The sequence below is a fragment of the Gemmatimonas aurantiaca genome (assembly GCF_037190085.1).
In the GTDB taxonomy this organism is placed as follows: Bacteria; Gemmatimonadota; Gemmatimonadetes; order Gemmatimonadales; family Gemmatimonadaceae; genus Gemmatimonas; species Gemmatimonas aurantiaca_A.
In genome coordinates, this window is the sequence record NZ_JBBCJO010000005.1 from 81,902 (window position 1) to 99,339 (window position 17,438).

A 17,438-nucleotide genomic window follows, 5' to 3' on the forward strand; every position below is an offset into this window, starting at 1 on the left:
ACGGATCTCTCGCATCTGAAGACGGCACGGGCGATCACCCAGCGCCATCCCCAGTGTGGGTTCCTCGGCACCGCGTTGGTGATCCCCGGGGAACTGCTAGCCGACATCGTGACGGAGTTCAACCTCTTCAACGGTTTTGACGAGGCGTGGTTTTTCAGGAACGTGCCGCAGGTGGCAAAGCCTGATGACGTGTCGCTCGTGGCACCTCTGGACCTGAGGCAGGAGGCGATTCCACAGGAGCTTCGCGACTGGATGCGCGCGTCCGGGTGTGAACTTGGGCTCGGGGATGGGGGCGGTCTCAACTACGTGACGCTCGACGAACGCGTCGCCGTGGTCCTCGAGCGGGATGGTCTCGAGCGCAGTACTACATGGCGTTGGGCGCGAGCTTGGATCGTGTTGACAGGCTGGTGGACGCGGCATGGGCCTATGAACTCGCGCTACAGTATTCGCCGGTTTCTGTCGATCTGGTCCTCGACCTGGTGGCGGTTTATCTCACCTGTCTCGACGCGGGCTATGCCATGAGCAAAGGCCTGAGCGAGGGATTCACCGAAGGCGCCTACGATCGCGCCAATGAGGTCCTCGATCTTGGGGTGCGTACGTTTGGTGATCTTCCGGACTTCGAGGCATGGCGCTTGGCGCTACGGCAGTTGGTGTTGGGCGAAGAGATCCCGCGATCACGTTTCGAACAACTCGCGGCTGGTGGTTCAGACCTGGCCGCGATCGAAGCGTCCTTGGGGAGCGATCCTCGGTATCTCGCCCAAGCAAAGCAAGTCTTCGATCGGTCCGCCACACGCGACACTGCGCGGCAACGCTACTTCATGTCGTTTGCGAACAGTGTTCGGTGGTAACATGCTCGCGTCGTTGGCCTGGGGCGTACCGGGCAGCGTGAGTTCATTGTCAAGGTCTACGAGGACGATATCGAGCAAGCGAGCCCATCAGTTATCGGCGAACGCATGGACAGCCCGAGCTTGCCTCCTTTCGCGTCGTGAGTGCAATCCCCAAGCTCATGCTGGAAGGTGCCATAGCGGGGACCGAACGTATCATTGACATTCAGATCGTCACGTGTTACTTGTAGCAACACACGGTGCATCCGGTCCCGCACCTGTTCGCGCAGGCCTGTTGCACAGACCCACGTGTACCGGCGACAGCCGGTCTACCGGAGCCTTCCCATGTCCCATTCACTCGGAGATTTCCTCAAAGAGGAACGCCTGAAGCAGGGCCTCAGCTTGAGAGCCTTCTGCAAAGCCGTCAAACAGAACCCGTCGAATTACTCCCAGATCGAACGTGGTGCCGTGGCCCCTCCCAATGAGGAAGTGCTGGAGCGCTACGCGAGAGGTCTCGGCATCCAACCGGACCTGAGCGATCCTCGATGGAGCACCATGACTGCCCGTGCGGCGGCTGGTCGCGGCGACATTCCCCAGGACCTCCTCGCCCGTCCCACTGTGCTGGCTCTTCTGCCAGCATTCTTCGAAAAGGTTCGGTTGCTGCACAACGACGATGTAACCACTGAGACCCTCATCAACCTTCTTTCCGAGAAAGAATAAGGGTGAACACCTCGTCCAGTCGACTTCGGATCCGTTTGGCGGCGGAGCGATTCCGGCAACGGCTCGCTCCGCATCATGTCGGTCCGCTCGATATCGAGTATCTGATGGAGTCTGTGTTGGACATGGTTCTCATGCCCAAACAGGGGTTGATTGCGAACGCCAAGTGCAAGGCGTGGCTCGCCGTCGATGGTCGCACTGTCTGCATCGACGAAGACTATTTCAACACCGATCTTCCCGAAGTAAGAGAGACGATCATGCATGAGGTCGCTCATGCCCAATTGCATCAGCGTCTCTTGCCGCACTCTGCTGTCACCAGGCTCGGCGACTACGACAGCTTTCGCGCGCGTCTCTCGCAGGAGGAGGTGGAGTTTGCCGAACTAGAGGCGCGCGCGTTCTGCGGGCACGTGCTGGTGCCTACGCGGCTGTTGGAGATGTCGTTCTCCCTCGCCAATGCACGGCGACTGCTGCGTGCGCGCCAACCGCCCCACTCTCAACGAGATCCGGAACTCGAGCTTGCTGCCATAGCAAGGCAAATCGCCGTTCGTTACGGTGTCACCGACGCCCTCGCGATGCGCCGGATCTCAGAAGAACGGCTCCTCGAGAAGTCCCCATATTTATTTCTGCAGCTCGACCAATCGAGCGCTGCATCGCTGTTGGCATAAAAACAGAGCTCCCCATGTTGGCACATGAGGAGCTCTGGGATGGGTAAGGAGAGAGCGCCGGAGAGGTTCCATCTCCTTCACTTAACATCCGCGCCTCCAATGCATCGGAGGATCCTTCCCAGCGAACCCGACGCGCGGGCCGCTGGAGGCCGAGACTCATGACTGAGCCCCCGCTTTTGACCTAGGAAATCAAAAGCTGTAGTCAGAGTATCGGCCGCGCAAGGGATTTTCATCACCGCCCGCGCGTCAGGCAGGATTCATGGAATCCCAAGCCCCCTCCAGTGCGGATGAGCCTGGCCAAGACAGCGATGAGCTGATTTGTCGACCGTTCATCACCCTGAAGAGCGGCAAGCGGATCTATGCGTCGGCATACGGCAAGAAGGCGTTCTGCTTCAAGCCGAAGCCCCGCAAGTAGATCCCGCAAGTTGAGGTCGTAGGACGGAATGTGCGCAACCCGGATGGCTCCCGTGCTGTGCACACACCGAGTGCTTTCTGCGGTCACAGTCGTTTCATTCTTCAGGAGCTACAGATGACACCGAAGCATCACGACGAACGCTGGACGCCCGGTCAAGTGAAGCAGCTTGAGCAGCTCGCCGAGCAGAACACACCCACCCGGGTCATTGGCCTCAAGCTCGGACGTACCGAGGACGCCATCTACAGTAAGGCGCAGGCTGAGGAGATCTCCTTGAAGCCGACCAACCAGCGGCCATACAATCGTCGGAAGTAAGTCGAGCAGAAAGGCGCCCTCGGGTGCCTTTCTCACGCGTCCCCTCGGCACGGTAGGCATGTAGCCCATCGTGCCGAGCCCGCCGCAATGAACTACCGGTTTGCGCTGACGATTGAGCGTGACATTCGATCATCTGGACGCTCGCCCGGGTAGCGCAATCAGTCGTCGACACCTGGCGATACTCACAGGAAACTGCCGGCCCGGAGGCAAGCAGATGCTTCAAGGCAAGCGATGCAAGCCAAAACCACCGAACGGCCGGGGGTGAACGCACGGAAAGCCTTAAATCTGGGCCACCCACATCGGCTATTCTTTCCGTTATAATGCCCAGTCCAGAAACACAAAGGCCGATGATCGTGAGATCACCGGCCTTTCGTGTTTCGCCGTGCATGACGGCATGGGCGCGCAGGGACTCGAACCCCGGACCTCTGCTGTGTGAAAGCAGCGCTCTAACCAGCTGAGCTACGCGCCCGTTCTCCGAACCGGTCGTGCCGCAGCGCTTCCAGGACGGACCAAGAACGTAACGGGACGGGCGGAGCGGGGGAAGCCCCTCGGGGAAATTGACGCAAACGCCCCGACGTTGCCGTCGGGGCGTGCATGGTCCGGGTGGGACTTGAACCCACGATCCTTCGATTATGAGTCGAGCGCTTTGACCGACTAAGCTACCGGACCGAAGTGACACCTGAGGTGCGCCTGCGGATGGGACTCCACAATCGTCCCTTCATGCAAGATGCACCGCACCGTCACGTATCGCGAGTAGTCGAAGCCAGTCACCCGGTGCTGGTCTCGTGATGCGCATCGTACGCGTGCAGCACTTCGTCCGGCGACACGGTCGCGGCGCCCAGTTTGCCCACTTCCACGCCCGCGGCGTAGTTCGCCACGATCGCCGCTTCGATGGCGCTCGCGCCGGCCGCGAGCATGGTCGCGAGATAGGCCGTCACCGTATCGCCCGCGCCCACCACGTCGTACACCTCGCGCGCCGTGGTCGGCACCCGATGCACCACGCCGTCCGCCGAGATGAGGGCCATGCCGCGCTCGCCCAACGTGAGCAGGAGATGGTCCACACCGAGTCGGGCAAACGTCTCGGGAAGCGCCGCGGGATGATCCAGGTCCACGGCCGCACCCAACGCGCTTTCCAGTTCGCGCCGATTGGGTTTGAAGACCGTCGCGCCACGATAGGTGAAGAAATTCCGGAACTTCGGATCGACCACGATGGGCAACCGCCGTTCCCGGGCCATGGCGATGGCGCCCTCGATGACCGCGGGCACGAGTACGCCCTTGTTGTAGTCCTCGAACACCAGCGCGGTGGCATCGGGCAGCGCGCGGGCGATGGCCTCCAGCACACGCGTGACATCGGCGGCGGAGAGATCGGCGTCGTCTTCCTCGTCGAATCGCACCAGTTGCTGCGAACGCGCCATCACGCGGGTCTTGGTCGTGGTGGGACGCGCGACGGTCACCAGCGAGCGGGCGTGCATGGTGCCCTCCCCGAGCCGCTCCCGCAGGGTGGCGCCGGCCACGTCATCACCCACCACGGCCACCAGGTCGCACCCGGCCCCTAGGGCGGCCACGTTCTGCGCCACGTTGGCCGCGCCCCCGAGGGCCAGTTTGCGGTCGCGCACCCGCACCACGGGCACCGGCGCCTCGGGCGAGATGCGATCGACATCGCCCCGCAGATAGACGTCGAGCATGGCGTCGCCGATGATCAGCACATGCTGGTCGCGCGCGCGGGCGAGCAAGTCCGCGAGACGGTCACGCAAAATCCACGGTGTCATGCGGGGAAACTAGTCGCGTGGCGGGATGTTGGCGTGGGTGCAACCGAGGCGTCGGCGTGGGCGCACCGGCGACGGGCGGCACTGGCGATGGGCGGCACTGGCGGACGTCCGCGCCATCCGCATGTTACCGGGATGTCGACATTGTCGCGTGTTGCCATGGGGAGCCTGATACTGCGGTCACTCATGCTGTCACTCATGTTGACATTGGGCAGCGCGGCCGCACCGGCACAGTCCCCCAATGCGACCATTCACGGCCTCGTGCTGCATGCGGACAATGGCAGTGCGCTCCCCGCAACCGCGGTCGAGATGCTCAGGATCGGCACTGGTCCATCAACGCGGCGAACCACCCGCACCGATGCGGAGGGCCGGTTTCTCTTGGTGGCACCATCCGGTACGCAGCAGGTGCTCGTGGTCCGACGCGCCGGGTTTCGCCCCGAGTCGCTGTCGGTGCGGCTCACCAGCGACACCGCCGTCGCCATCTGGCTCAGGCCGCTCGGCAATGTGCTCGACTCCGTGCGGGTGAGGGCGCGCGTGACAGGTGTGGACGGCTACGTGCTCTCGCGCGCGACGTTCGATCTGGTTCCCGACGTTCGCGTCAGCGTGGCGGGCACGCGACGCGTCACGATCTCCGATACCGGCGGCTACTTCCGATTCGCCGATCTGCCAGCGGGTCCCACCATGCTGGTCGCATCGCCGCCGGGGGGCGGCAGCGTCATGCGACCGGTCGATATCGACGCGAACACCATGGCGCGCACGACGATACTGCTCGACCCCGCCGACAGTCGTCCGCGCGCGGCCATCGAAGACATGCAGCAGCGACTCACCTGGCGTCGCATGACATCGGCGCTGGTGACGGGTGACGCACTCGCGAAGCGCGGCGGCATCTCGGTGACGGGACTGCAAACCGTGCCCGCCGTGATCAAGGCGGGCATTCGCATCACCGAACCTGTGTGCGTGTTCCGGAATGGTCGGCCCATGCCGGGCTGGTCGTTGAATGCGTTCGCCGCAGAGGATATCGTCGCCGTGGAAGTGTACGCGGCGGGCGCCGAAGGGTCCGGCCAACTGAGGAACGCGTGGCCGCCGGGTGTGGCCTGCGGTGACGACAACGACACGCGCACGAATTCAACCCGTCATGCCGAGGCGAGTACATGGGTGGTGATCTGGACACGATGAGGGGGATCGGTTGACGGCTACACCTGCAGCACCCGCAACACCGGCATCACCGCGCGCGCTGGGGACCTCACCGCTGCTGGTGCTCGCGGCGTCCCTGATCGGCATCTCGTTCGCCGCGCCGCTCATCCGGCTGTCGTCGGCCGATCCGCTCGTGATCGCCACCTGGCGACTGGGCTTTTCGCTCATCATCGTGGCCATTGCACTGCTCGTGGGCGGCGGCTGGCGAAGCTGGCGCACGCTGTCCCGGGATGATCTGCTGCTGGCCATGGGCGCCGGTATCCTGCTCGCGTTGCACTTCTGGTCTTGGAACACGTCGCTGCGCTACACCAGCGTGGCCGCATCGGTGGCGCTGGTGAATCTGCAGCCGGTGCTCATCGCCGCGGCCTCGGGCTTGTGGCTCCATGAACCGCCCAGTCGGCGTCAATGGTTCTGGATCGTGGTGGCCGTGATCGGTGCGCTCATCGTGGGACTGGCCGACGTGCCCGGGGGCCTGGCCGCCGTCGGGCCGGCCCTGTTGGGCACGGGGGCCGAGGGCGCTCGCGCGTTGCTGGGTGATGGCCTCGCGCTACTGGGAGCGGTCACTGCGGCGGGGTATTACCTCATCGGCCGTCGCCTGCGGCAGCATCTGGCGCTGTGGCCGTACGTGGGGCTGGTGTACGGGGCGGCGTTTGGTGTCTGCCTGGTGCTCTGTCTGTTCACGGGGGCGGCGCTCACCCCGCAGCCGCCGCGTGAACTGGCCATCTTCGCCGGCCTCGCGCTCGGTCCCATGCTGCTGGGGCATACAGGCATGAATTGGGCGCTGGCCCATCTGCCGGCCTTCGTGGTGAACCTCACCGTGTTGGGTGAACCGGTGGGGGCCACGATCCTCGCCGCCCTGCTGCCCGGTATCGCGGAGGTGCCGGGACCGGCAACCGTCATGGGCGGCGCTCTGGTGCTCAGCGGCGCGATTCTCGCCGCGCGCCGGTGACGGCCTGCCGGGGTTTACCTTTGACAGGTGTGGATTCCTGACGTCCTGACCTCGACCCCTGCCGCAGACACCCTGCGGAACGCGCTGAAGAATGCGATGAGCCCGACCGGGGCCCTGCCGGCGTCGGGGCGTCTGCACGCGCGGGCCAAGGAAGCCGGTGCCCTGTCGGCAACGCCGATGTCGGGAGCCGGTCCGCTCCAGCCGCTCGACGTGGTGGTCACGCGGGGCGATCTCGTGGAGTCCACGCACCGTGTGCATGCCGCCGTGGTCGATGCCGACGGGGCACTGCTCGACGCGGTGCGCGATCCGGCCATGGTGGTGTGGTGGCGCTCCTGCGCGAAGCCGTTCCAGGTGATGCCGCTGCTGCGAAGCGGCGGACTGGACGCGCTGGACTGGGGCGTGGACGAACTGGCCCTGGCCTGCGCCTCGCATGGCGGCGAGCCGGAACACGTGGCCGTGGCCGCGCGCATGCTGCAGAGCCTGGGACTAGAGGAAGGGGACCTGGCCTGCGGTCCGCATGAGCCGCTCGCGTCACGCGGGGCTCGCCTGCTGCGCGAAGCGGGCCAACGTCCGTCCCGACTGCACAACAACTGCTCCGGCAAACACTCGGCCATGCTGGCCCGCGCCCGTCAACTGGGCATTCCCACGACGGGGTATGAGCAGGTCGCGCATCGGGTGCAGCAGGACTGCCGCCGCGCCGTCGCCGAGTGGACCGGTGTGGCCGGCGAGGCACTGGGCGTCGGTGTGGACGGGTGCGGCGTCTCGGTGTTCGCCCTGCCGCTGGCCAACATGGCGCTGTCGTACGCGCGCCTGGCACGGGCCGCAGGGCAGGGCGACGACGCCAGCCGGCGGGTGGTGAGCGCCATGACCGGGCAGCCGTTCCTGGTGGGCGGCACCGATCGCTTCGACACACTGGTGATGGAGGCCGGTGGCGGCAACGTGATCTGCAAGATCGGGGCGGAAGGTGTGCATACGTTCGCCATCGTCGACCGCGGTATCGGTTTTGCGCTCAAGGTCGAGGACGGATCGCCCCGTGCGCAGTTTCCCGCGGTGCTGGCGCTGCTCGATGCGTACGACGCGCTGCCACGACCGTTGCCCGATCCGCTGGCGGACTTTTTGCGACGCCCCGTGCGTAACACGCGGGGTGAGCAGGTGGGGCTCATTGCCGTCGCGTGATTTTCATCATGCCCGCAACGTTTCGATGACAGTGACCGCAGACTCCGATGTTACGTTGACCACACTCGATGGCGAGACCGCGGCGCTGGTGTCTCTCGCGGCCATGCTGGCGGGTGGCAGTGAGGCCGACGTGCGTGCTGCGCTTACGCGAGCGGTGCAGGACATCCGGCCGGCATGGGTGGAAGAGGTGATTCTTCAGACCTATCTCTTCGCCGGATTTCCCCGGGCGCTCAACGGGGCACGCGAGTGGCGTCGGATTTCGGGACGGGAGGCCCCCTCGCCCGATACGCACGCCATCGATGGCCCCGCCGATCGTCTGGCGAAGGGAGAGGTCACCTGCGCCACGGTGTACGGCCGCTTCTACGAGCGGCTGCGGGTCAACATCCGGGAGTTGCACCCGGCACTCGATCAGTGGATGATCGAGGAAGGGTACGGCAAGGTGCTGTCGCGTGCGCCGCTCGACCTGGCGCGTCGGGAGTTGTGCATCGTGGCGGCATGTGCCATTGCCCGTCAGGATCGCCAATTGCATTCGCATCTGCATGGTGCGTTACACGCGGGTGCGGCTCCCGAGGTGGTCGGCGCGGCGCTCGACGTGGTGGCACCGGCGCTGTCCGCCGACGACGTGCGGCGGTATCAGGGGCTCTGGGCGCGCGTACAGGGCAAGTAGAAGATCGGCGCCGATCGTTCTCGTTGATCGGTTGTGGGGTATTTGTCGGTCGTTGTTGGTCAGCTGTTCGTCAGCTGTTCGTCGGTCGTTTGCAGAAGTCCGGAAGCATCCAGCGTCCGGATCGGTTCAATTCCGCAGGGTTTCCACCGGGTTTTCCATGTTCGTCGATCGGGTACTCGTCAAAGTCGAAGCAGGCACCGGAGGGTCGGGCCAGACCTCGTTCCGTCGGGAGAAGTACGTGCCCATGGGCGGCCCCGACGGGGGCGACGGAGGACGCGGCGGTGATGTGTTGGTGCGCGCCGACCGCAACCTCACCACGCTGCTCGACTACACGTACCGCGATGCGTGGACGGCCGAACGCGGACAGCACGGGGAAGGCTCCAATCGCACCGGTCGCTCCGGCGCCGATGTGATCCTGCCCGTGCCACCCGGCACCGTCGTGCGTGATGCGCGCACCCAGGAACTGCTGGGCGAGGTGCTCGAACATGGCGACACGCTCGTGGTGGCCAAGGGCGGCCGCGGTGGCAAGGGCAACGCCTTCTTCGTGACGGCCACCCATCAGTCGCCGCGCGAATGGCAGCCCGGCGAGGAAGGTGAGATCCGCACGCTCGAACTCGAGCTCAAGCTCATCGCCGATGTCGGATTCGTGGGCCAGCCCAACGCGGGCAAGAGCACACTGCTCTCGGTCATCTCCGCCGCGCGCCCCAAGATCGCCGACTATCCGTTCACCACGTTGTCGCCCAACCTGGGTGTCGTTCCGCTCAGCGATCATCGTTCGTTCGTGGTGGCCGATATTCCCGGCATCATCGAAGGCGCGCACGAAGGCAAAGGCCTCGGTCTGCAATTCCTGCGGCATATCGAACGCACCCGACTTCTGGCGTTCCTGATCCCCATCGACGCGATGGACTGGCAGGCGGAGCTGGATCAACTGCGGCACGAAATCGCGGCCCATTCACCGGAACTCGCGGCCAAACCGTATTGCGTGGTGTTCTCCAAACTCGATCTGCTTGGCGAGCACTACATCCCTGAAATCGAAGCACCGGGCGCGTTCGGCATCTACGCCATCAGTGCCGCGGGCCGCATGGGACTCGATGTGCTGCTCGACGCGTGGTGGCGGGAGTTGCTGGCCATGCGCACCGCGGCCGAGCAGCCGGCGCGTGATGCACAACTGCTCCCCTGAAGCGCGGGCGTGTCTTGCCCTCCAGTCCCTGCCGGGGCTGGGGGATGTGGCGGTGCGCACGCTGATCGAAACGCATGGTTCGGCCGAGGCGGCGCTGGCCGCCATCACACGCACCGTTGGTACGGATACACATACGTTGGCTCTCGCATCGGCCGCGCGGCATGTGGCCGATGCCGAACGTGTGGGAGCGGGTGTGGTCTCGATGCAGGACGCGCACTATCCGGCGCGACTCAGGGAATTGCGGGATGCGCCGCCGGTGCTCTTCGCGCGCGGGACGCTCGAGAGTGCCACGCCACCAGCCGTGGCCATCGTGGGCACCCGCAATGCCAGTGGCTACGGGGTGCGGGTGGCGAAGGCCATTGCCGCGGCGTGTGTGCGGGCGGGCATCTCGGTGGTCAGTGGGCTGGCCCGGGGCATCGATGCCGCGGCCCACGAAGCCGCGCTCGCGCAGGGCGGACGCACGGTGGCCGTGTTGGGCACGGGCATCGACATGACGTATCCGCGGGGCCATCGTCTGCTGCAGGAGCGTATTGCGCACGATGGACTGGTGCTTTCCGAGCAGGTGCCCGGTGATGCCGGACATGCCGGCACATTTCCCCGGCGCAACCGTCTGATTGCCGCACTGGCCGATGTGACCGTGGTGGTGGAGGCGGGGGAGGGCAGCGGCGCGCTCATCACTGCCGATCATGCGCTGGAATTGGGGCGCACCGTGGCCTGTGTGCCCAACGCCATCGACATCGCGAGCGCACGCGGCAGCAACCGGCTGCTCAAGGATCACGCCGAGCCCATTCTGTCGCCCGACGATGTCCTGATGCTTCTCGACATGTCGCCCGCGCCCGCGCATGGACCGGCGCTGGATGGGGTGTCGGCGCGCTGCTGGGACGCGGTGCAGCGTGGTGCACGGGTGCCGGAAGACATCGCCCAGGCCACGGATCTCACCGTGCGCGAAGTGACGGCCGTACTGGCCCTGCTCGAGATCGACGGGTTGATCACCTTCGATGCGAGCGGCCGGGTGTGCCCCACGCTGTCGGGGAGCTGAATGGCCACGCACCCGCCGGCCACGCCTCACACACCCGTGGTGCGCGAGGTACCGGCACCCGTTTCGCCCGGGATGTCGCTCGCGATGTCACCCGCGATATCGCCCGCGATATCACCCGCCGTGCCGTACCGGCATGTGTATGTGCACGTGCCGTTCTGCGCGCGCCGGTGCAGCTACTGCGATTTTGCGATTGCCGTACGACGTGATGTGCCCTGGCGGGCGTACGCCGATGGCGTGCGCACCGAACTTGCGTTGCGCCATGGTGAGCGTGCGAGAAACACCGACCACCCGCTGGACACCCTCTACTTCGGCGGAGGCACGCCCTCCCGCCTTGGTGCCGACGGGGTGGACGCGCTGATGGACGTGTTCCGGGAACGTTTCCGCTGGACGGAGCAGGCCGAGATCACGCTCGAGGCCAATCCGGAGGATATCTCACCCGCCAATGTGCGTCGCTGGCGCGAGGCGGGTGTGAACCGGTTGAGCATCGGCGTCCAGAGTTTTCACGACGACGTGCTGTTGTGGATGCATCGGGTGCACGACGGGCAGGCCGCCGCGCGTGCGGCCGCGGTGGCCCGCGATGGCGGCATCAGCGCCCACTCCATCGATCTCATCTTCGCCACGCCCGATGGTATTCCGCGATCGTGGACGGACGATCTCGAGCGGGCCATCGCGCTCGATGCGGATCACATCTCGCTGTATGGCCTCACCGTCGAACCGCACACACCGCTCGGACGATGGCAGGCGCGCGGACAGGTGACCGAGGCCGACGAATCGCGTTATGAACAGGAGTTTCTCGAAGCCCATACCCGTCTGTCGGCAGCCGGGTACGAGCACTACGAAGTGTCGAACTACGCCCGGCCGGGACGGCGGGCCCGTCACAACAGCGCCTACTGGCAGGGCGTGCCGTATCTCGGACTGGGCCCGTCGGCGCATGGCTTCGACGGGGCGACCAGGCGGTGGAACGCAGACGCCTACGTGGAGTGGCTGCGGCTGGTGCAGGCCGGCCAGGATCCCGAACGGGGCGCGGAACGGCTGTCGGACGAGAACCGCGTGGCCGAGACGGTGTATCTGGGGATGCGCACTATCGATGGATTGCGGATCGACGCGCGGGAAGCCGCGCATGTGACACGTTGGGTGGAGGAGGGATGGGTGACCGTTTCCCGTGATGTGCACGACCCGTCGTTCTCCACGGCTGGCGGTATGTACCGCCTCACCTGCACGCCGATGGGGTGGTTGCGTCTCGATGCGCTGGCCGCCGACTTGACAGCGTTTCGAAGCGGTTCGTAGGCTTCTCGCCATGGCGCACGGTGCGGAACTTTCGGATCGCGAACGACGGGTCCTCGAAGCGGTGATTCAGAGCTACGTCGCGACGGCGGAACCTGCCGGCTCGCGCACGCTCTCCCGTCAGTTCGGACTCGGCATCTCGCCGGCGACCATCCGCAATACGATGAGCGATCTCGAGGACAAGGGATTCCTCTTCCATCCGCACACGTCGGCCGGCCGCATTCCCACCGACAAGGCGTATCGCACCTATGTCGATTCGCTGATGCGACGCGATCCGCTGACGGGGCAGGAGCAGCGTCAGCTCCAGGCGGAGATCAGCGCCGGCGGATCGGCCATCGAAACCATTCTGCGTCGTGCGGCGCAGTCCCTGGGCATCCTCACTCAGGAACTGGGCGTGGCACTCGGCCCCCGTCTCGAGCGGGCCGCGCTGCGTCAGGTGGAGCTGGTGCGCGTCTCGTCCGATCGCCTGCTGATGGTGCTGAGTCTTACGGGCGGCGCGGTGCGCACGATCTTCGTGGAAGTCCCGGGAGTCATTGCCGACGAAGCGCTGATCGGGGTGACCATCGTGCTCAACGAGCGCCTGGCCGGTCTCACGCTCGATCAGGTGCGCACGTCCCTGGCCGCGCGGCTGCGCGATGTGCACACCACACCCGAAACCGCCGAACTGCTCAACATCTTCCTGCAGGAAGGCGATCAGGTGTTCGGCCGCGCCGCGGAGCCGCTCGATACGGTGGTGATCGGACAGGCCTCCCTGCTGGCCGACCAGCCGGAATTCGCCACCAGTGAACGCATGCGGCAGCTCTTCGAACTCACCGAGACCCGTCAGCGACTGGCCACGCTGCTCGAGCAGCGGCCGGGCGGTTCCGGGCTGTCCATCACCATCGGCAACGAGCACGGCGATCCCAAGCTCGAACCGTTCACGGTGGTGACGGCGGGGTATCACGCCGGATCCCTGAGCGGGGTGATCGGGGTGATCGGTCCGACCCGCATGCCGTACGAGAAGGTGATTTCGCTGGTGGAGCACACGTCGCGGCTGGTCTCCGACCTGCTCTGCTGACCTGAGGCGCGGAGCAGGGCGCCGGGCAGGGGCGGCCACTCCTTTTCGGCCGCCGAATTGCCGATATTTCAGGGCTGGAGCATGTGGCGCCCACGATCCCGGGTCACGGGATACCGGCGCGACCGGCATTTCGTGTTTTACCGGGATTTTGCGCATGGCTGATTTCTACGCGGTGCTGGGTGTACCGCGCGATGCCTCCGACGACGACATCAAGAAGGCGTATCGCCGTCTGGCGATGCAGTGGCACCCCGACCGGAATGGGGGTGCCCGGGACGCCGAGGAAAAGTTCAAGGAGATCACCGAAGCGTACGACGTGCTGCGGGATCCGCAGAAGCGTGCGGCTTTCGATCGGTACGGCGAAGCCGGACTGCGTGGTGGCGGTCCGGCGTACGAACACGTCGATCTCTCGGAAGCGCTGAACATCTTCATGCGGGACTTCGGCGGCTTCGGCGATCTGTTCGGCGCCGCGGCCGGCGGGAGAGGTCGTTCAGGCCCCCGCAGCGGCACGGACATCAAGGTCCCGCTCACCCTCACGCTGACCGAAGTCGCGACGGGTGTCGAGAAGACGGTGACCATGAAGGTCCTCGAAGCCTGCGACAAGTGCGAAGGCTCGGGCGCCGAACCGGGCACCAAGCCCCAGACCTGCGGCACCTGCAGCGGCACCGGTGAGGTGCGTCGGGCACAGCGCTCGTTCTTCGGGCAATTCGTGTCGGTGGCGCCCTGTCCCACCTGCGCGGGCGAGGGCGTGGTGGTGGCCTCGCCATGCAAGAAGTGCCGCGGCGAAGGACGGGTACGCGCCGAACGCACGCTCAAGATCCAGGTGCCCGCCGGTGTGGCCACCGGTCAGTACATGACGCTGCGGGGCGTGGGCAATGTGGGACCGCGCGGAGGCACCCGCGGCGATGTGCTCGCGGTGTTCGAGGTGGAGGACGACGAGCGGTTCGATCGCGACGGGGAGGATCTGTTCTGCGAGGCGCTCGTCACCTATCCGCAACTGGTGTTCGGCGCGGACATCCGCGTACCCGGTGTGACCGGTGAACTGTCGTTGCGTGTGCCGGCCGGCACGCAGAGCGGCACGGTGTTCCATCTGCGTGGCCGTGGTCTGCCGCGAGTGAACGCCTCGGGGACCGGCGATCTGCACGTGAAGGTGCAGCTCTGGACGCCGCAGTCGGTGGACGACGAGGAGAAGGCGATGATCGAAAGCCTGGCCGCGCTGCAGGGACAGGCGCCGCCGCAGCGTGAGAAAGGCTTCTGGTCGAAGATGAAGGAAGCGCTGGGTGCCTGACACGGGCCGGTGGACCAGTGTGCGGGTGACCCCCGATGCCGGGTCGGCCTCTGCCCGCGAAGCCTGTCTGGCCGCGCTCTTCGCCGTCGGCGCACAGGGCGTGCACGAAGATCTGTCGGCCCTGGTGACCCACTTCCCACCGGCCACCGATCTCGAAGCCGTGCATCGCGCCCTCACCGAGGCCGACGAGCAGGTGATCATCGAAACGGCGCTGGTGCCCGACGTGGACTGGAGCGAGGCGTGGAAGAGCCGCATCGGCGCGCACCAGTTGGGAGACCTCACCGTGACGCCGCCCTGGCTGGCGGAGGGGCGGGATCCGGCGCGCACCATCGTCATCGAACCGGGCATGGCGTTCGGCACCGGCGAGCACGCGACCACCCGTGGCGTGGTGCGTCTGTTGCCGCGTCGTCTCCGTGACGGGGATACCGTGGCCGATCTGGGCGCCGGCAGTGCGGTGCTGGCCATCGCGGCGGCCAAGCTGGGCGCGGCGCGGGTATATGCCATCGAACTCGATGGCGAAGCGATTCCCGATGCGGAAGCCAATGTGGCGCGCAACGGTGTGACCGACCGGGTGCATGTGTTCGAAGGCGACGCGGGGTCGTTGCTGCCGCTGGTCGCGCCGGTGCAACTCATCCTCGCGAACATAATCTCGTCGGTGCTCATAGAGCTGTTGCCGGTGATCGGCATGGCGCTCGCCGAGGACGGTGCCGCCATTCTGAGCGGCATTCTGCGTGAGGAGCGTGACACCATGATGGAGGTGCTGTCGGCACACGGATGGGCCATCCTCGAGGAAGACGCGGAGGACATCTGGTGGTCGGTGTCGATCGCGAGGGCGTAGGCGCGGGCCGGCCGCAATTCGTCGTGGCGGACGCCACGGCCGATGCGATCGGTGTGGGCGCGACCGTCACACTCGATGAAGGTGCCGCCCGTCATATGCGGGTACTGCGGCTCGAGGTGGGCGCCGTGGTGGGGGTGCGCGACGGGCAGGGCCATGTGGGCGCGGGGCAGGTGGTGCGACTGTCCAAGACCCATGCGCACGTCGAGATCACCGAGGCGGTACGGGTGGCACCGCTGCCTCCGGTGCATCTGCTGGTGCCCGTGGCCGACCGGGACCGCATGTTGTGGCTGGCCGAGAAGGTGGCCGAACTGGGGGCGACGAGCTGGCGTCCGGTGCTGTGGCGCCGTTCCCGAAGCGTGTCGCCGCGCGGCGAAGGGGTGAGCTTTCTGGCCAAGGTGCGGGCCCGCATGGAAGGCGCGCTGGCGCAGTCGGAGGGCGCCTGGCTGCCGCAGCTCTTTCCCGAAGCCAATCTCGAGCGGGCCATCCTGGCGGCGCCGTCGGGCGAGCGCATCGTGCTCGATCCGGCCGGTGAGCCGTTGATCGGCGAGCCGCTGATCAGCGAGCCGCTCATCGGGGCGCCGTTCCGGGCCCCGATCGTGCTCGCCGTGGGCCCGGAAGGCGGGCTCGAGGCCGACGAGATTGCGGAGTTGGAGCAGGCGGGGTTCCAGCGCCGGTCGCTGGGCCCGACGATCCTGCGATTCGAAACGGCGGCGATCGGTGCCCTGGCGATCGCCCGGACCGCCCTGGGGCGGGGCACGGAAGCGACCGACGAATCAACCGACGAATCAACCGGTGAGCGAACGGATGGGAGCGATGACTGAGACGATGAACGAAGCGACGACTGACCCCACCTGCATCTTCTGCCGCATCGCGGCCGGCAGCATTCCGGCCACGGTGGTGGCGCGGAATCATCAGGCCATGGCGTTCCGGGACCTCAATCCGCAGGCCCCGTCCCACATCTTGGTGATCCCGCTCCGGCACGTGGATTCGCTGGCCTCGGCCGACAATCCCTGCGAGGTGGGAGGGGCGCTGGCGCTGGCCGCCGAGGTGGCGGAGGCAGAGGGGCTCGGGGAGGGCGGCTACCGGGTGGTCACGAATATCGGCCGCGACGGCGGGCAGACGGTGCAACATCTGCATTTCCATGTGCTTGGCGGCCGTCAACTCCACTGGCCCCCGGGTTGACCCGGAGCTCACAAAGCCCTAGGATACAGGGCTGTTCCACTTTTTTCTCCTGCAGCAGGTCCATGAACCGGCACGTACCGGTCGCCTGCCGCGGTATCATCACACTCTGAAGACCACACCCCGAGGTCCAGTTTGTCGGAAGTCATCATCCACGAGGACGAGAATTTCGAGCGGGCGCTCAAGCGCTTCAAGAAGAAGTGCGAGAAGGCCGGCATTCTGTCCGATCTGCGCAAGCATCGCCACTACGAGAAGCCGTCGGAGCGTCGCAAGCGCAAGATGAACGCTGCCGTGCGCAAGAACCGCCGTACCCGTCACGGGTGACCAGTCCTGTGGACGCCAGCGGCGCTTCGCTGCTGGCGCGGTTGCAGGGTGATCAGGTCGCAGCACGGCGCGAGCAGGCCAAGGACCGCGTGCTGCTGCTCGGCATGGTCATCGCCGAGGTGAAGAATCGCGAGCTCGAATTGTCCCGGCCGATCACCGACGACGACGTCATCGACGTCATTCGCAAGGCGATCAAGAAGCGTCGGGAGTCGGCCGAGCTCTATGCCAAGGCGGGTCGTACCGATCTGCTCGACAAGGAGCAGCAGGAGGCGGTGATACTCGAAACGTACCTCCCGCCGCAGGTCGATCCGGCCGAGATCCGCGCCGCCGTCGTGGCGGCCATTGCCGCTGGCGCCACCAACGTCGGCGCCGTGATGGGACGCGTCATGCCCGCGTTCAAGGGCAGAGTCGATGGCGGTGTCATCAATGCCATCGCGCGTGAGGAGCTCGCCGGGCGGTAGCCCGGGGCGATATACCCGCCGATGACACGGGCGGTGGCCGCAGGCTCCGCATTCGTGTTTCTCCGTTCGCCGCACCGCTCGGTGTACCGCCCGTCTCCGGTCGGCA

General features: G+C 66.1%; 20 protein-coding genes and 2 tRNA genes. 19 read left to right on the plus strand and 3 right to left on the minus strand.

Annotated features, from left to right (window positions below; all coding sequences use genetic code 11):
- Nucleotides 1-368 precede the first annotated feature (368 nt).
- The 5 genes from WG208_RS06030 to WG208_RS06050 all read left to right on the plus strand — a co-directional run bounded on the left by WG208_RS06030 (nt 369) and on the right by WG208_RS06050 (nt 2,933).
- Complete coding sequence (locus tag WG208_RS06030) at nt 369-848, plus strand: hypothetical protein (RefSeq protein WP_337170439.1); 480 nt, start codon at nt 369-371, stop codon at nt 846-848.
- A gap of 321 nt (nt 849-1,169) precedes the next feature.
- Nucleotides 1,170-1,544, plus strand: a complete 375-nt coding sequence (locus tag WG208_RS06035) for a helix-turn-helix transcriptional regulator (RefSeq protein WP_337170440.1) — start codon at nt 1,170-1,172, stop codon at nt 1,542-1,544.
- A gap of 2 nt (nt 1,545-1,546) precedes the next feature.
- Nucleotides 1,547-2,206 carry a hypothetical protein gene (locus WG208_RS06040; RefSeq protein WP_337170441.1) on the plus strand — a complete coding sequence of 220 codons (660 nt, stop codon included), beginning with the start codon at nt 1,547-1,549 and terminating at the stop codon, nt 2,204-2,206.
- A gap of 259 nt (nt 2,207-2,465) precedes the next feature.
- On the plus strand, nt 2,466-2,621 hold the full coding sequence (locus tag WG208_RS06045; protein WP_337170442.1) for a hypothetical protein: 156 nt from the start codon (nt 2,466-2,468) through the stop codon (nt 2,619-2,621).
- 114 nt (nt 2,622-2,735) lie between these two features.
- Nucleotides 2,736-2,933 carry a hypothetical protein gene (locus WG208_RS06050; protein WP_337170443.1) on the plus strand — a complete coding sequence of 66 codons (198 nt, stop codon included), beginning with the start codon at nt 2,736-2,738 and terminating at the stop codon, nt 2,931-2,933.
- A 395-nt stretch (nt 2,934-3,328) separates the two neighbouring features.
- Here the strand turns inward: WG208_RS06050 and WG208_RS06055 are convergent.
- The 3 genes from WG208_RS06055 to WG208_RS06065 all read right to left on the minus strand — a co-directional run bounded on the left by WG208_RS06055 (nt 3,329) and on the right by WG208_RS06065 (nt 4,702).
- Nucleotides 3,329-3,402: transfer RNA gene (locus WG208_RS06055), tRNA-Val, on the minus strand.
- A gap of 126 nt (nt 3,403-3,528) precedes the next feature.
- Nucleotides 3,529-3,602, minus strand: a tRNA-Ile gene (locus tag WG208_RS06060).
- 98 nt (nt 3,603-3,700) lie between these two features.
- The gene (locus tag WG208_RS06065; RefSeq protein WP_337170444.1) at nt 3,701-4,702 is read right to left on the minus strand and encodes a bifunctional ADP-heptose synthase; all 1,002 of its coding nucleotides are present in this window, start codon (nt 4,700-4,702) and stop codon (nt 3,701-3,703) included.
- 183 nt (nt 4,703-4,885) lie between these two features.
- Between WG208_RS06065 and WG208_RS06070 the strand changes: the two genes are divergently transcribed.
- The 14 genes from WG208_RS06070 (at nt 4,886) to WG208_RS06135 (ending at nt 17,332) form a co-directional block, all read left to right on the plus strand.
- Nucleotides 4,886-5,875, plus strand: coding sequence for a carboxypeptidase regulatory-like domain-containing protein (locus WG208_RS06070; RefSeq protein ID WP_337170445.1), 990 nt, complete (start codon nt 4,886-4,888; stop codon nt 5,873-5,875).
- A 10-nt stretch (nt 5,876-5,885) separates the two neighbouring features.
- Nucleotides 5,886-6,842: a DMT family transporter gene (locus WG208_RS06075; RefSeq protein ID WP_337170446.1), complete on the plus strand. Its 957-nt coding sequence runs from the start codon at nt 5,886-5,888 to the stop codon at nt 6,840-6,842.
- Between the two features lie 96 nt (nt 6,843-6,938).
- Complete coding sequence (locus WG208_RS06080; RefSeq protein WP_337170447.1) at nt 6,939-8,018, plus strand: asparaginase; 1,080 nt, start codon at nt 6,939-6,941, stop codon at nt 8,016-8,018.
- Nucleotides 8,019-8,073: 55 nt separating this feature from the next.
- Complete coding sequence (locus tag WG208_RS06085; RefSeq protein WP_337170448.1) at nt 8,074-8,685, plus strand: carboxymuconolactone decarboxylase family protein; 612 nt, start codon at nt 8,074-8,076, stop codon at nt 8,683-8,685.
- Nucleotides 8,686-8,842: 157 nt separating this feature from the next.
- Nucleotides 8,843-9,865, plus strand: a complete 1,023-nt coding sequence (obgE, locus tag WG208_RS06090) for a GTPase ObgE (protein ID WP_337170449.1) — start codon at nt 8,843-8,845, stop codon at nt 9,863-9,865.
- On the plus strand, nt 9,846-10,904 hold the full coding sequence (gene dprA, locus WG208_RS06095; protein WP_337170450.1) for a DNA-processing protein DprA: 1,059 nt from the start codon (nt 9,846-9,848) through the stop codon (nt 10,902-10,904). The genes obgE and dprA overlap by 20 nt, the downstream gene beginning before the upstream one ends.
- Complete coding sequence (hemW, locus tag WG208_RS06100; RefSeq protein ID WP_337170451.1) at nt 10,905-12,191, plus strand: radical SAM family heme chaperone HemW; 1,287 nt, start codon at nt 10,905-10,907, stop codon at nt 12,189-12,191.
- 10 nt (nt 12,192-12,201) lie between these two features.
- Nucleotides 12,202-13,245: a heat-inducible transcriptional repressor HrcA gene (gene hrcA, locus WG208_RS06105; RefSeq protein WP_337170452.1), complete on the plus strand. Its 1,044-nt coding sequence runs from the start codon at nt 12,202-12,204 to the stop codon at nt 13,243-13,245.
- Between the two features lie 154 nt (nt 13,246-13,399).
- A complete protein-coding gene (gene dnaJ / locus WG208_RS06110; RefSeq protein WP_337170453.1) occupies nt 13,400-14,530 on the plus strand; it encodes a molecular chaperone DnaJ in 1,131 nt (376 codons plus the stop codon).
- Nucleotides 14,523-15,368, plus strand: coding sequence for a 50S ribosomal protein L11 methyltransferase (locus WG208_RS06115; protein WP_337170454.1), 846 nt, complete (start codon nt 14,523-14,525; stop codon nt 15,366-15,368). The genes dnaJ and WG208_RS06115 overlap by 8 nt, the downstream gene beginning before the upstream one ends.
- Nucleotides 15,341-16,189: an RsmE family RNA methyltransferase gene (locus tag WG208_RS06120; protein ID WP_337170455.1), complete on the plus strand. Its 849-nt coding sequence runs from the start codon at nt 15,341-15,343 to the stop codon at nt 16,187-16,189. The genes WG208_RS06115 and WG208_RS06120 overlap by 28 nt, the downstream gene beginning before the upstream one ends.
- Entirely contained in the window at nt 16,182-16,550 is a 369-nt protein-coding gene (locus WG208_RS06125) for an HIT domain-containing protein (RefSeq protein WP_337170456.1), read from the plus strand. Before WG208_RS06120 ends, WG208_RS06125 begins: the two co-directional genes overlap by 8 nt.
- A gap of 132 nt (nt 16,551-16,682) precedes the next feature.
- Nucleotides 16,683-16,871: a 30S ribosomal protein S21 gene (gene rpsU, locus WG208_RS06130; RefSeq protein ID WP_012683383.1), complete on the plus strand. Its 189-nt coding sequence runs from the start codon at nt 16,683-16,685 to the stop codon at nt 16,869-16,871.
- Nucleotides 16,868-17,332, plus strand: coding sequence for a GatB/YqeY domain-containing protein (locus WG208_RS06135; protein WP_337170457.1), 465 nt, complete (start codon nt 16,868-16,870; stop codon nt 17,330-17,332). The genes rpsU and WG208_RS06135 overlap by 4 nt, the downstream gene beginning before the upstream one ends.
- Nucleotides 17,333-17,438 lie beyond the last annotated feature (106 nt).

Bases quoted from the DNA above. Each gene is read 5' to 3' on its own strand.
- WG208_RS06045 (WP_337170442.1), top strand. From the start codon at position 2,466: ATGGAATCCCAAGCCCCCTCCAGTGCGGATGAGCCTGGCCAAGACAGC.
- obgE (WP_337170449.1), top strand. From the start codon at position 8,843: ATGTTCGTCGATCGGGTACTCGTCAAAGTCGAAGCAGGCACCGGAGGG.
- WG208_RS06050 (WP_337170443.1), top strand. From the start codon at position 2,736: ATGACACCGAAGCATCACGACGAACGCTGGACGCCCGGTCAAGTGAAG.
- WG208_RS06030 (WP_337170439.1), top strand. From the start codon at position 369: ATGGCGTTGGGCGCGAGCTTGGATCGTGTTGACAGGCTGGTGGACGCG.
- dnaJ (WP_337170453.1), top strand. From the start codon at position 13,400: ATGGCTGATTTCTACGCGGTGCTGGGTGTACCGCGCGATGCCTCCGAC.
- WG208_RS06125 (WP_337170456.1), top strand. From the start codon at position 16,182: ATGACTGAGACGATGAACGAAGCGACGACTGACCCCACCTGCATCTTC.
- WG208_RS06080 (WP_337170447.1), top strand. From the start codon at position 6,939: ATGAGCCCGACCGGGGCCCTGCCGGCGTCGGGGCGTCTGCACGCGCGG.
- dprA (WP_337170450.1), top strand. From the start codon at position 9,846: ATGCACAACTGCTCCCCTGAAGCGCGGGCGTGTCTTGCCCTCCAGTCC.
- hemW (WP_337170451.1), top strand. From the start codon at position 10,905: ATGGCCACGCACCCGCCGGCCACGCCTCACACACCCGTGGTGCGCGAG.
- WG208_RS06065 (WP_337170444.1), bottom strand. From the start codon at position 4,702: ATGACACCGTGGATTTTGCGTGACCGTCTCGCGGACTTGCTCGCCCGC.
- WG208_RS06035 (WP_337170440.1), top strand. From the start codon at position 1,170: ATGTCCCATTCACTCGGAGATTTCCTCAAAGAGGAACGCCTGAAGCAG.
- WG208_RS06070 (WP_337170445.1), top strand. From the start codon at position 4,886: ATGCTGTCACTCATGTTGACATTGGGCAGCGCGGCCGCACCGGCACAG.
- hrcA (WP_337170452.1), top strand. From the start codon at position 12,202: ATGGCGCACGGTGCGGAACTTTCGGATCGCGAACGACGGGTCCTCGAA.